Origin of the sequence: Natrialba chahannaoensis JCM 10990 (assembly GCF_000337135.1) — an archaeon.
GTDB lineage: Archaea > Halobacteriota > Halobacteria > Halobacteriales > Natrialbaceae > Natrialba > Natrialba chahannaoensis.
Genome location: NZ_AOIN01000083.1, coordinates 1 through 13,027 on the forward strand (window position 1 = coordinate 1; position 13,027 = coordinate 13,027).

The window sequence follows — 13,027 nt, forward strand, 5'->3', positions numbered from 1 at the left end:
AACCCTAGCAGGGGATTTCAGAATCCATGAAAGACGAGAACTTCGGGGTAAATGAACATTACCCCACAGAACGCGGTACAGCCGGTCGTCCTCACGACCAAGATGCGACTCAGCAGGACAGTCGTACTAGCGAAAAGCCGCCGCGCAGTAACGCGGCAGCACGGACGGGTGGTTGTACAGGCCCACGGCCCCGTCCAGTTGCACAGTCCGGGTGCGGCGCGGATAACACTGCCGACGCGGGCGTCGAGATTCTCGAGGATACCGAAGTTGGTGACCCGCGCGCAGAACCACAACTGCTTGAGCAGTTGCGCGTCGCGAACGCGTTCGATGCCGCCGAGCGCGCTGAGCCCCGACCTGAAACACTTCAAACGGAGCTCGTGTACGGCTACCGGCTGCGCGTTGAAGGCGACAGTCGCGGGGAGTGGCTCCGGACGACTCACGCACTCAAATTGGGTGAGATGCGATGACCGACTGCTCGACCTGCGGGAACCAGTCCTGGTTGTGCCAGCAGTGCAAGATGGACGAACTCGAGGACCGGTACGAAACGGCGACCGATCCCGACCACTGGATTCTCGAGGACGGACTCTGGCACGCGTCGACGGACTGCGACGGCTCACAGCACATCTGTGTCTGCGGTGCCATCGCTGACATCCCCGTCACCCGAGTGACCCAGGATCTCCGGTACGTCCCCGAGAAGTACGACGCCCCGGTCTGCCGAGAGTGCGCTGCCGCACTTGAGGGATCACGCGCCAAGACGGTTCCTGACGACGCACAGTTTGAGCGCGCGTCAGAGCTCTGCGCCGACGGCGGTATCTCCGAGACCGAACGGCTCGACCGTGCTGTTCGTGAGGCCGCCACACTGATCGACGCCGGCGACTCCGAACGTGCCGCGATTGGAACGGCTGCTAGTGCTCATTGCGTCGAGCACCGTCGCGACGACCTTTGCGGGCGTGTTCGAGATCGCCTCGGGCGTCACGTGATGACCGACGGTGGTCACGATCCCGAGGACCTCGTGGTACTCGAGTGTCCTGACTGTGACTACCAGACTGTCGTCGGACGCGGTGCTGTTCCGGCCACCAGCTGTCCGTACTGTGAGGACGGCCTCGAGATCGATCCCGACCGCACTGCTCATCGCTGTCCGGAGAGCTATGCCGATCACGTCATCGTCCCCGCTGGCGACGAGTGCCAGCTCTGTGGCGAGGTCCGGGAGAGACCAGTGGCGACCGACGGCGGTCAGTCTGTGGACGAAACAGTTCGTTCCCTACGCTGTCACCAGTTCACGTCGCTTCGCCTCTGGCCACTGAATTTCTCCGATCCAAGCCAACGGACGAAAACGAGCCCAGCCCCTCCGGAGCAAAATAATGCGCCTGCGAAACTAACTACAAACAGGGGGATCAGTATAGCTAAGGCCACTACCGCTACGACTGCCAAGATTACTGACATAGGATTGGGTACGGGAGAAGTCAGTAAAAATACAGAGGGTGGTGGGACGTTTGGTAGGTTCGTTCGAGACGGCGGTGGTCACTCACTACACACGGATACTGGCCGCGACATTCGGACCGACGGCGGGAAGCCCGACTACAGCGAGATTCGCGAAGAAGTGCCGTTTTTCGTCCGTCGATCGAACTCCGGCGGGGCTAAAGCGGCGCTACACCTGCCGGCAGAGGATGCCACCCGCGAAGATCCTACCGTGCAGTGTCGATACAACAACCGAGACGGCGTCTCGTTTCGTGTTCAGGATCTCGATGCAACTCCCGATTGGCAACTCGAGAACCGCGGCTGTTCGGAGTGCTTTGGGACGGCGAACGCGCCATCAAACACTGAGTGCGGACGGAAGCCGTCAGATGTCCTCGAGGAGGCTGGCTTCGATATCGCGACCGACGGCGGCCACGATCTCGGAGGACGGCGGGCGTTCCTCGCTGGCGACGCGCACTGGTGTGATCTCTGCGACCAGCCGTTCGATTCGCTGACCGAACTGATCCATCATGACTGTGATGACACGCAGATCGCGATCGCCGACGGTGGACGTCCACAACACCGAGCCACCTGCGAGGACTGTCCGTGGACCTACAGCGACCCGGACCTCCTCGAGGTCTCAGACGAAGCCGAAGACCACGCCCGTAAGGAGATGCACGATGTCGATCTCCAGCGAGCCGTCGCGACCGACGGTGGCCAGGAAGCCGCGGCGTACATGACCGAAGAGGTCGAGCTCCGAATCCGCGGTGACCGTGTGCACGTCCAGGCGCTACTGGCGGTTCTCAGTGTTGCATCGGAGCAGCTCTCAGGTGGAACTCTCGCCCCTGCAGCCGATCTTGCGGGGTCCGTTCCAGAGCAGGCAATGACCCTCGAGGACACGATCGACACCGCACACTCGATGATCGCGAGCGAGGGCGATGGTTGGGACGACGCCGACCCCACCGAAGCACTCGACGTCGAGTTCGTGTCCGTTGTCGACGACCAGGACGACCGCGACATCATGACCGACGGCGGTGTTGATCGGGTTGCGGAGGCTCACGAATCCCCAGAAGAGGCCGACCCAGGCGTCTACACCACCGAGTCCGAGGACAGTTGCACCATTACAGTCGTCCCAGAGCGACCCGCCTACTCCGACGAGAATCCACAGGATGTCGTTGGACAGCGTCGACTCAACGACGGGTGGGATACCGACGATCGTGACGAGTTGGAACCAGAATCTGAGAACTCGAGTCGAACTGGAGGGGGTGAGCAGGCGTGATCCGACGTCTTCTCGACCGGTACCGAGAGTTCCGCAACCCTCCGAAAGGGACGTTCCAGTACCGCCACCGTCAGATCCCTCAGAAGGGTGGGCTGCTCTCCCGACCTGATTACTTCCACCGGTACTACTACGTCCTGCGACAGAACGCTCGGCTCCGCAACCACGCGATGTTCGAGGGCTACCCAGCGGTCAAGGTGGTCTACCTCGATGGAGGTGAGGACTCGTGATGTCTGAGACCGGTGACGACCTCCGACGGTTCGCCGACGTCGTCGATGCACTCCAGGAGGAGACACCGATCTCCGTCGACGGCGCGCAGTTGCTCAGTGGTGGCGACGATGCAGTCCGTGGCCAGCTGACGGTGACTGTTCCCGCTGACGCTGACCTCCACCAGATCACAGCCGTGTCGGACCAGTCCGAAGACACCGAGCAAACAGAGACGACTGACGATACAGAGCGTGATGACCTCGAGGCCGACGATCTCCTCGATCACACCTCAACCGAGGACCTCCAGCAGGCCTACGACGAAGCGGACGGCAACATCAGCGCTGCGAGTGACCGCTTCGAGGTCGGCTACGGCGCGGTCTATCGTCGGATGACCGACCACGGCGTCCACGAGACCGAGAGCAACGAAGACGACAGTGACGAGAGCGGCACCTCCACCGAGGACGACACCCCAACGTCAGAGTCAAAGTCAGAGGCACCAACCGTCGACCTCGAGGAGGACGCCGCGGACGACGCGCCGGAGGACACCGGCGACGACGTCCAGCACGACCACACCGCCGAACCGATCACCGTCGACGCCGTCGACGATCAGGCCGAGACAAACGTCGAATTTTCAGAGGGAGTAACTCGAGACGATGTCGAGGCAGCCGTCGACGAACACGAAACGCTCGGTGATGTCGCCGAGGCGCTTGGCGTTACCCGTGGGCGGGCGCGAACGTTCACTTCGTACCTCGGATGCTACGGTGACGTCCGCGACCTCCCACGAGGTGGTCGGTGATGCCGGGTTGGGAAACACGTTGCTCCCGCTGCGGCGACGACCTCGAGGACGATCGTCAAGGCGAGACACTCTGTGAAGACTGCGGCACGGAACTCGAGTTCCGTGCTCGCACAGAAGGCGTTCACTGCCCGAGCTGTGACGGCCGTGGCGATTTCATCGACTGTTTCGACGACCTTTGTCACATGAACGGCGAGTGCTTCCACGAGGGCAACCGGACCTGCAGTTTCTGTGGCGGCGACGGCCGTGTCTCTCCAGGCACTCCTGAGGAGTACTTCGGACAGCGTCTCAAAGAGCGAGCGCGTCTCACCCCGCTGAAGACGCTCATCCTGCTCGGCGCTGTCGCGCTCATCTTCTGGGCGACACTCGCGCTCACCAACGGGGTGGTTTCAGCATGAGCGCTGTAGAGGACATCGCCGAACACGAGCGACAGCGTGCTGCCGACCACGCGGTCGGGGAGATCACAGGCCACGTCGAAGACCAGTGGGTCGACCGGGCACTCCTGGACGACGTCGACGTCGAGCAGGCATGGCAGGCAGCACACCCAGTACACTACCCGAGCGCCCACCGCGGCGCTGTCGCCCGCTACCCCCGCCGTACCGACACCGTCCTCATTGCCCGCCAAGGCGGGCTCGTGACGTGCATCGAACTGATGGACCGCCCGTGGTCCGAGCGCATCTACGTCCGCAATCAGGTGACCGACCAATGAGCCAGAGCACTTCGCCGACCTCCAGCGAACCGAACGACGAGTTGACCGATGACGAACGCGAGCTGTTCGAACGGCTTGCAGAGCACTACGATAACGAGGTGGGGCGCATCTTCGAAATCGCGCTTCAGTCCTCAACGGACAACGAGGAGGCCAACTCATGAAGCTGATCTCTGTCCATGACGTGGGGCTTCTCCTCGAGCGTTCGGCGGCCACTGATGAGGTCACCGCGCCGATCGGGATCTTCTTCGTCGACGATCTCGTCGTCGATCCGGTCTTTGAGCATGTCGACCAGTTGCTTGGCTTCGAGATCGAGGCTGAACCGGCAGTGGATGCAAAAGTCTCGGTCGTGGGGGGGCTTCTCGCTGCAGCGGGGACACGTCACGGGAGCGACTTCTTCGGTGGTGTCCTCGGTATCGACCTCAAGGCCGTGCATGGCCGCGTACTCTTTCTCCTGCGTCTCGCCGGAGAACTTCGCGACGTACCGGGAGATGACGGGCGAGCCGCGAGCGCGACCCTGGCGGTCCTCGATGAACGCCTGGGACTTGCCACGGGTGGCGAGCCAGTAAGCGTTGGACTTCCGCAGGTTGGTCGGCGTGACCGGCTTCTGGATATCGGCTCGAGCAGCGGACTCCTTGAAGCACTGGAGGAATCGCTGGTAACTGAGTCGACCGGTCGTGTTGAGCTTCGACCAGAGATAGTCGTCACGACCACCAGGATGTTCGTTCAACCACCGGTTCACGTACGGTGTTGCGAAGATCAGGTGGACGTCGTGCTCACCGCGTTTACCGTCGGCACGCACCTTCGTGGAGTGTTCACCGTCGGTGACGTCGGCGACGGTCATGTCGTAGAGCTCACCGCCACGGAATCCGCCTTCGAACTGCAGCGCGATGATTGCTTTGTCCCGCGGGTTGCGAGCCATCTCGATCATCGGCTTGATGTCGTGCTCGAGATCGAGCATGTCTGCTTCGTCGGGCTCGGGATCGTAGTCGCGGGTGGTCTTCGTCGAGATCCAGTCGTGCGTGTCGGGGATCTCGTCGCCACGGGTGACGTGCTTGGCGAGCAGTCGAAACGCGACGCGGTAGTCGCGGTTGGTTTCCTGGGATCCGTCCTCGACGTCGTATGTGTCGTGGATCCAGCGGACGACGACCTTCGCAGCGTCCTTCGCTTCGTAGAACGTATCGTCGTCGACATCCTCGACGTCCTCGAGGATCGATTCGTGGAGTTCAGTCTCGGCGTGTTCGCTCATCCGGACGAGGTGCCGGAGCAGCTTCTCGTGTCGGTAGTGACCGTAGTCCTCCCGTCTGAGTCGGAGCTCATCGCTGAACTCGAGGAGGAGCTCTCGGTCGACGTCGGACCCACCGCGATCACCCGTAGTGAGCTTCTCGCGGAGGGTTTCGACGCCCTGTTTCGGATCAGGTGCCATGACTATTCATCCAAGCCGACTATGTTAAGGGTTTGGCTGAGATCCCTCCACCGGCTNGGTTTCGACGCCCTGTTTCGGATCAGGTGCCATGACTATTCATCCAAGCCGACTATGTTAAGGGTTTGGCTGAGATCCCTCCACCGGCTTCCTTTTCGACGAGTAAATTCGTGAACAGAATGTCTGCTCTGGAATGATTTGAATCAGGGAGCAGCTTCGCTGCGACCGTGGTTCAAAATCCCCCACCGACTCTTTCTGCGACGACCACTACGTTCGGAGCGAAATTTCTATATCGGTGTCCACTATTGTACGAGACAGACAATCTCGAATTTTTTCACTCGGGACGACCATAGAGACGGTATGCATCTTTCCGTTCGCTGGCTGTACGCTCGTTCCGCGTGGAACCGGTCCTGGCTGTGGGACATTGGATCACTACTCGCACTCGTCAATGGCGGGGTCCTCACACAGGTCGGCGCGGGGCGAGCGCCCGACTACACCCTTCTCGTGCTGTTCGTGGGCGGGTTCGGGGCTACGTTTCTCGCGTTCCTCGCCGTAGACCTGCTTGTCCCACATTGGCTACCGGTCGTCACCTTCACTGGAACCTACCAGATCCTGATTTCGTCGGCGGTCGTGGGTCCGTTCTTCGTCAGCGCGGCCGTCGGCGCATCACTGTTGCAGCCCGGGACGGCACTCGACGAACTCGTTCTAGTCGTCTTGGGGAACGCGGCGACACTCACCTCAACGGTGCTCGTGGTGGCGTACTACTCGTGGGACGGTGCCTGAGGACAGTACCGGACACAAGTAGGTGGCCACCCCGTTTCTGACCGGAGCCATTCACCTCGGAAGACGAGGCCGGCCACCACTGACAACTCGAACCGACCGTGACGACTCATCATCGACCACGGCGACCACCGCTGAAGCTATCGAGTCATCGAAACCACCAAGTGTCAGTCGCCGACCGACGGCTCTCACCCCCATCAGCACTCTGACGCGCTACCTGCCACTCCACGCACTCACTCACTCACACACAGCCCACCCAGGCCGAACTCGTAACTCGGGGGAGAAAATCCAGAGGAACGGTGTCTGTGTTGCGGTGTTAGATTTGTGATTATATAGGGATGTTCATCACGGGCTGCTTACGATAGGCACTCGTCAGGAACAAGAGCACCAGTTCGGCTGGTTACAAGCGTGAAACGTAACGTGAACAATAGCTGTCGCTATTCGGTGTAGCGGTCGAAAGAAAATCAAAGTGCGGCAAAGCCGGACGAAGTCCGGTGGTTAGTGTGGGTAGCTGCTCAGCTTAGTTCTGCTTGCGCAGAGCCAGCATTGCAGCGCCGAGGAGTGCGGCGAGTGCGACAGCAACGCCGAAGCCAGGCGTTCCGTCGTCATCGTCGCCGTCATCGTCGCCGTCATCGTCGGATTCGTCAGTGTCGGATTCGTCCTCGTCAGCGTCGGACTCGTCGGATTCGTCAGTGTCGGATTCGTCATCGTCAGCGTCGGAGAACGTGGTCGCTCCACTGTCCTCGTTGTCGCCAGCGACAACGCTCCATTCGACGTCGCCTTCAGAGTCAGACGTGAAGGTCACGCTGTCAGACCAAGATTCGTCTGGGTCAAGCGTGACGTTCTCGCTAACCTCGTTCTCACCGTTAACAACGATACCGATTTCGACTTCGTCAGAAGTGCCACCGGTGTTGGAGACGGTCACGTCGAGGGTTGCCTCGTCGCCAACGTCAACTTCGCTTGGTGCGTCAGCTTCGAGGTTGATGATTGCTTCGTCAGCGTCTTCGAGTTCAGCATCCATCTCGTCGTCTGCGAGACCAACGTCAGCCGTGAGTTCCATCTCGATGCCTGCCTCGTACTCGCTGAAGTCGATAATGCCGACGAAGTCGCCATCAGCGTCGACTTCTGGAGTTTCGTCAGGATCCAGGTGGAAGTTTTGCGGGGCGGCAGCTCGAATCTCGACAGTGGTGCCTGGTGCGACGTTGGTCGTTCCAGTCACTTCAGCGCTGTCGGAGTTTGGCAGCGCCTCGTTAGCGTCGCTAAGTTCGAGTTCAGGTTCGACGAGGTCGAACTCAGTAGTAACATATTCTTCCTCATCATCATCGAGGAACTCATCGTCCTCGTAGGTGATGTTGAGCTTGTAGGACTCGTCCTCTTCGAGGAGGTCCTCGTAGTCGATTGCGAGCGTGATAGTGCCGTTGTCTTCGTCAGCCTCGACGACTTCGATTCCGCCGTCACTGAAGTCCTCGTTACCGTCAACGTTGGACCACGTCGTGGCTTCAACGTTTGCGCCTGGGTCAGCCTCAGTGATCGAGACGTTCAGGCCAGCATCTGCAAGTTCAGAGGCATCATCGTCTTCCTCAACGATGGCGAACATGTCCTGTGCCTCGATGGTTGCCAGCAGGCTGTCTTCGAAGGCGATTTCGTCGGTTGCGGTCACGACCGTGTCGTCATCGTCGAGATCGTCACCGTCTGGTGCAGTCTCGGTGTAGACATCGGTCATCGGCTCACGGTCTTCGAGGTAGAGCGAGGATGCGTCTTCCTCAGCCGTGACGTTCTCGCCATCCTCATCCACACCAACAGTCAGGCTGTAGCCGTGAGTTGTCTCGAGTGGTGCCTCAGCCGCACCCATCGTATTGATGTGATCGAAGGAATCATCGTCGTCAAGGACACTGTAGGCGTCCTCACCGTCTCCGAGTTCCGTCGTGTCGACAACAATCGTGACGTTGCCGCTGTCACTGTCGTCTTCGACCTCTAGAACTGTCTGGTAATTGAATTCTTCAACATCGCCAACCTGAACGTAGACTGGGCCGTCGTAGTTGTCGATGTTAACAACGACTTCTGCGTTGTTACCGAGCGCAACGTTGTAGCTGTCGTCGAAGAGAATGTCACCGTCAGGTTCTTCCTCGACGGAGAACTCGTCGGACTCAGCAGTCACACCGGACTCGAGATCCTCGACCTCGATGGTGTAGTTCTCGTGATCGACGTCGTCGATCTGGCTCAGGTTGAACTCGCCGACAGCCTCACCGTCGCTTCCGATGTGGCCTTCGGTCGTGTTCAGGTCGTCGCCATCGTCGTCGAGGAGCGTGAACTCAACAGGACGCTCGATGTCGTCAGCCTCTGCGGTAGCTTCGACAGTGTTGGAGTCCCAATAGGAGTCCTCGTCCGTCTCGATGCCGAGACCAAGGTCGTCCAGTTCAAGCGTCACTTCACCGCCACTCTCGAAGTCAACAGTAATGTTGTCAGCACCGTCCCAGCGGTCGTCGCCGGTGTCGAGGGTGCGGACCTCACTGTTGTCTCCGAGACCACGCGTGATGGACTCGTCGTCGCTATAGATGTCAACGGTGTCTCCCTCGTCACCGACGATTGCAACGTTCTCGCCGTAGTAGGCGTCAACGCTTTCTTCTTCTTCTTCTTCTTCTTCGGTGTCACCAGGGTCCTCAACGAGGGTCGACGTCACTTCGATGTCGTATTCGACAGTGTCGTCGTCCCAGTCGATTTCGAGCGTTCCAGAGCTGATAATTGCCTGGTCGCTATCTTCTGGTTCGAGGATGAGGACGTTGTTATCGGAGCTTTCGACTTCCCAGTCGACTTCATCTCCGTTGCGGTCCTCAACAGTAATCTCATCACTCGTTACATCACCGACGTCGCCTTCAAAGACGACCTCGATGGTCTGGTCTCCCTCGTCATCGTACGCAACTGGTCCCTGATCGAGCTCTTGCTCGTCATTGATCGCAGCTGCCGCGCCCGCAACCGCAGCGGACATGGCAACAACGGACAGGACCATCATCGCGGCAAGGAACAGTGCGCGTCCCTTTTCGCGGAATGTAGTTTCGTTTGTCATAGTTGTCTTGTAGGTTGCTTAGCGTGCAATTCGCCGGGGCAAGTACAACAGCATCGGACCGCCCGGCACGGTCGAACGCTGCCTTCACTCAGCCTCCGGGTAGGGGTAGACAGGACTTTTAGAGGATCTGTAATAAGCTTTCTTGTTGACTATCCTCTGGAGTGACCCGTCTGATACGGTGTCCTTTCAAGCGTGAAACTGTGCATTGACGGGTTAGGCTAGCCGTAGACCGTTTTATGGCTGTATCTGACAATTGCTGTCAGCAGCTAATCGGTTGCTATCGTTGAACTCTCACTCGCTATTTTATATCCTGAATGTCGTATGTGGATCTGTCTTTCGGAGCTAGCCACTGGACCGTACCAACACAGATCTAGTCAGACGAATGTCTGCCAAAGAGTTATTAGTAATCACCAATAACTATCGACTGCCCATCCAGACGAGCTCGTCTGGCGGCATTCCATCCCCCATCCGCTGTCACTCCATCCCCCATCCAGTGAGACACCACGCGGGTGGGTTCGCGATCCGCGAGAGGCACAACCCACTCTCGCGTCTCCCCCTTTCTGTTCACATCCCATAGCCATAGTGTCGTACTGGAGGGTAGCATAGTGTCGTACTGGAGGGTATAGTGTCGTACGTGGGCTGTGCCCCGACACGCCAACAGTCGTAACGGGCGTCTCGATTGACTAGTGGCGTCAGAGCAGTGCCGAAAGTGCCAGCACGATCGCGATTCCAAGCGCGGGCGCGTCGAGCCGCGAAAGCGATAGCGGCGGCAGCGTTGGGTTCCAGGCGAAACACCGCGCCTGGAGGGCGAGCGACAGCCGATCAGCCCGGTCGAACGCGCGCTCGAGTCCGAGCAGTGCGATCGTCCCGGCGCGCTCGTGGGCCGCCCGCTCGGTTCCTAGCCGGGCCGCCATCGCATCCCTGATCGTCTTCACATCTGCACGAAGGACCGGCAGGAACCGGAACACCAGCGCGACACCGATACCGAGCAACTGCCCCGGCTTGCCGGGAATCGTCCGCTGAATCGCTGCGCGAGAGTCTCGGACCCGCGTCGAACGAATATAGGCTGCGCTGACGAGTAGGATGAGTACCACGCGATAGCTCGCGAGCAGCGAGTCAACACCCGCGGAGAGGTCGACCCACGGCGGCCCGAGTGTGATGGACGCGAGCAGCGGTGCACCGCCGAGGAACACGAACGCGAAGCGATACGCATAGAGCGTCTGCAGGAGCGGCACACGAGAAATTGCCAGAATCGCGAGCGTGACCAGCGTGAGCACGGCGAGCACGCGCGGAGCGGTGTGCGAGAGTGCCGTTGCTGCGAACCCAATCTGGATCGCGAGCTTCGAGCGAGGGTCGAGTCGGTGGGCGAGCGTGTCGTCTGGTTCGTAGGTGAGCATATAGGGGTGAGGGTGTGCTCAGTTCGTAGCGTGGACCGGCTGCCAGCGTCAGTCCGCGGGCTGCCGGCGGACCGAATCCGGAATAGCGATTGGCAGTTCCGAGAACACGTCGAGTGCACGCGCGGGCGTGTCGTCTACCACGACCCGTCCGTCCTGCATCGCGATCAGCCGGTCTGCGAGGTCGCAGACATCGCGCAGGTCGTGCGTTGCGAGACAGATACCCGTCCCCGACGCGGAGAGTGACGCGAGTCGGTCGAGTACCGAACGTCGAGCGGGGGCGTCGAGACCGGTGAAGGGTTCGTCGAGGACGAGGTGTACAGGGTTCATCGCGAGCGCGCCCGCGATAGCGACACGTGCCTGTTCTCCACCGGAGAGCGTGTCGATGCGCTCGTCTGTACGTCCCTCGAGGTTGACGGCTGCGAGTGCACTCACCACGCGACGATCAATCTCGTCGCGATCGAGCCCGAGGTTTTCGGGGCCGAAGGCAACGTCGGCACCGACCGTGGCGGCGACGAACTGATCTCGTGGGTGTTGGAAGACCATGCCGACCCGCGAACGAGCGGCGATCAAGTTCTCCGAAACGGGGATGCCATCAACCCGAACAGTGCCGTTGTCGGGCGAGAGCAGTCCGTTGCAGTGGCGCAGCAACGTCGTTTTACCACTCCCGTTGGCCCCCGCGAGGACGACGAACTCACCGTCGTCGATCGTGAGCGAGAGATCCTCGAGGACCGGCACCTCGTCGAACCCGTAGGTGACATTGTCGAATTCGATCATCGGCTTGGTCACCGACCCGACTGTCGCCCCGAGGTCGGCAATCGGCCACTCCTGACGATCGCGATCGCCGCAGCCATCTTCATGATCTCACCCGGGATGAACGGGATGACGGCAGCCGTGATCGCTTGCCACGCGGTCAACTCGAGTAGCATCGCCATGTAGGCGGCACCCATTCCGTAGATGAGTATGGTACCGGCGACGAGGGCGGCGACGACGAGCGGGAGCGAGACGGTGGCGGGGTCACGAAGCCCGTGACTGCGGTAGTCGCGGTGGACGAGGAGGCCGATTAGGGCTGCGGCGAGGGGGTACGACCAGAGGTAGCCGCCGGTCTCGCCGAATAGCACGCCGATTCCGCTCCCGAAGTTGGCGAAGATCGAGATACCGATTGCGCCAGCAGTGAGGTAGAGAATCATAGAAAACGACCCCCAGACCGGTCCGAGGACGAGGCCGGCGAGGAAAACGAACAGCACCTGGAGAGTGATCGGTGGTGATGGACCCGGGATCGGAATGACAATCTGTGCGGCTGCGCCGAGCAAGACGGTGAGCAGCGCCGCGCGAGCGAACTGGCTCACGATGGCGTCGTCGACGAGGTCGACCTGTTGCTGGTCTGTTTCCATGCCACCCGCTCGTTCGTAAACCATGATCAAAACTTCGGTTTCCGAGGTGTGTGTCTGGACGACAACATGGCTGATTCACCGGGTAAGCGGGTGAATCAATGGCGAAATCAATCATCACCGACCGGGCACGAGTCGAAACGAATGGCTTCCTATCAGAAGTGGAGACTGTTTGCACCCGACTGCGACGACCCATTCCAAAGCCCAGTCGGCAGGTCATTGTCGATCAATGGGCTCCGCGCTGTGCCCGTTGTAACAGGATATTGTGTCAGCACGAGCAGCGAAACGGGCGGCGCGCTTATGCGCCGATTCGGACGGGTGAAGAAAACGAATGGGAGTGAGTATCACGGATGGGATGAGGAGAGGGTATTGGATCCGGAGTCAGTCGAAATGGCAATCATTGGCACGTAACAAGCGGGAACGGAAACCGGTGGCTGGTGGCGCGCCCGATTCTCGCGATTGCATTGCCGGGAACACTGACAGCAGTACTACTGGTACCAGCACTAGCACTGACTGTGTCACCAACACTACCGCTGGC

General features: G+C 60.2%; 13 protein-coding genes. 8 read left to right on the plus strand and 5 right to left on the minus strand.

The genetic code is table 11. The annotated features are described in order from the left end of the window. The first annotated feature begins 26 nt into the window (after positions 1–26). Genes C482_RS15135 through C482_RS15165 form a run of 7 tightly spaced genes read left to right on the plus strand, consistent with a single transcriptional unit; the run spans position 27 to position 4,601 of the window. Positions 27–467 (plus strand): hypothetical protein, encoded by a 441-nt coding sequence (locus tag C482_RS15135; RefSeq protein WP_006168592.1) that lies wholly within the window; start codon positions 27–29, stop codon positions 465–467. Then, positions 464–2,734, plus strand: coding sequence for a hypothetical protein (locus C482_RS22445; RefSeq protein WP_241431940.1), 2,271 nt, complete (start codon positions 464–466; stop codon positions 2,732–2,734). The genes C482_RS15135 and C482_RS22445 overlap by 4 nt, the downstream gene beginning before the upstream one ends. Then, positions 2,731–2,961: a hypothetical protein gene (locus C482_RS15145; RefSeq protein ID WP_006168594.1), complete on the plus strand. Its 231-nt coding sequence runs from the start codon at positions 2,731–2,733 to the stop codon at positions 2,959–2,961. Before C482_RS22445 ends, C482_RS15145 begins: the two co-directional genes overlap by 4 nt. After that, positions 2,961–3,734 carry a hypothetical protein gene (locus C482_RS15150; RefSeq protein WP_006168595.1) on the plus strand — a complete coding sequence of 258 codons (774 nt, stop codon included), beginning with the start codon at positions 2,961–2,963 and terminating at the stop codon, positions 3,732–3,734. The genes C482_RS15145 and C482_RS15150 overlap by 1 nt, the downstream gene beginning before the upstream one ends. Further along, complete coding sequence (locus tag C482_RS15155; RefSeq protein ID WP_006168596.1) at positions 3,734–4,129, plus strand: hypothetical protein; 396 nt, start codon at positions 3,734–3,736, stop codon at positions 4,127–4,129. Before C482_RS15150 ends, C482_RS15155 begins: the two co-directional genes overlap by 1 nt. Continuing rightward, the gene (locus C482_RS15160) at positions 4,126–4,440 is read left to right on the plus strand and encodes a hypothetical protein (protein WP_006168597.1); all 315 of its coding nucleotides are present in this window, start codon (positions 4,126–4,128) and stop codon (positions 4,438–4,440) included. The genes C482_RS15155 and C482_RS15160 overlap by 4 nt, the downstream gene beginning before the upstream one ends. Further along, positions 4,437–4,601, plus strand: a complete 165-nt coding sequence (locus tag C482_RS15165) for a hypothetical protein (protein ID WP_006168598.1) — start codon at positions 4,437–4,439, stop codon at positions 4,599–4,601. The genes C482_RS15160 and C482_RS15165 overlap by 4 nt, the downstream gene beginning before the upstream one ends. Here C482_RS15165 and C482_RS15170 read toward each other — a convergent pair. Continuing rightward, positions 4,565–5,863: a tyrosine-type recombinase/integrase gene (locus C482_RS15170; RefSeq protein WP_006168599.1), complete on the minus strand. Its 1,299-nt coding sequence runs from the start codon at positions 5,861–5,863 to the stop codon at positions 4,565–4,567. The two genes, C482_RS15165 and C482_RS15170, sit on opposite strands and share 37 nt — an antisense overlap. A 357-nt stretch (positions 5,864–6,220) precedes the next feature. Here C482_RS15170 and C482_RS15175 point away from each other — a divergent pair, with 357 nt between their 5' ends. Then, a complete protein-coding gene (locus C482_RS15175) occupies positions 6,221–6,643 on the plus strand; it encodes a hypothetical protein (protein WP_006168600.1) in 423 nt (140 codons plus the stop codon). A 517-nt stretch (positions 6,644–7,160) separates the two neighbouring features. Here C482_RS15175 and C482_RS15180 read toward each other — a convergent pair. From C482_RS15180 to C482_RS15195, 4 genes are all read right to left on the minus strand, one after another. Beyond that, the gene (locus C482_RS15180) at positions 7,161–9,704 is read right to left on the minus strand and encodes a BGTF surface domain-containing protein (RefSeq protein WP_006168601.1); all 2,544 of its coding nucleotides are present in this window, start codon (positions 9,702–9,704) and stop codon (positions 7,161–7,163) included. 692 nt (positions 9,705–10,396) lie between these two features. Next, entirely contained in the window at positions 10,397–11,101 is a 705-nt protein-coding gene (locus C482_RS15185; RefSeq protein ID WP_006168602.1) for an energy-coupling factor transporter transmembrane component T family protein, read from the minus strand. Between the two features lie 48 nt (positions 11,102–11,149). Continuing rightward, a complete protein-coding gene (locus C482_RS15190) occupies positions 11,150–11,875 on the minus strand; it encodes an energy-coupling factor ABC transporter ATP-binding protein (protein ID WP_006168603.1) in 726 nt (241 codons plus the stop codon). An 8-nt stretch (positions 11,876–11,883) separates the two neighbouring features. Beyond that, on the minus strand, positions 11,884–12,492 hold the full coding sequence (locus tag C482_RS15195; protein ID WP_006168604.1) for a biotin transporter BioY: 609 nt from the start codon (positions 12,490–12,492) through the stop codon (positions 11,884–11,886). Between the last annotated feature and the right edge of the window lie 535 nt (positions 12,493–13,027).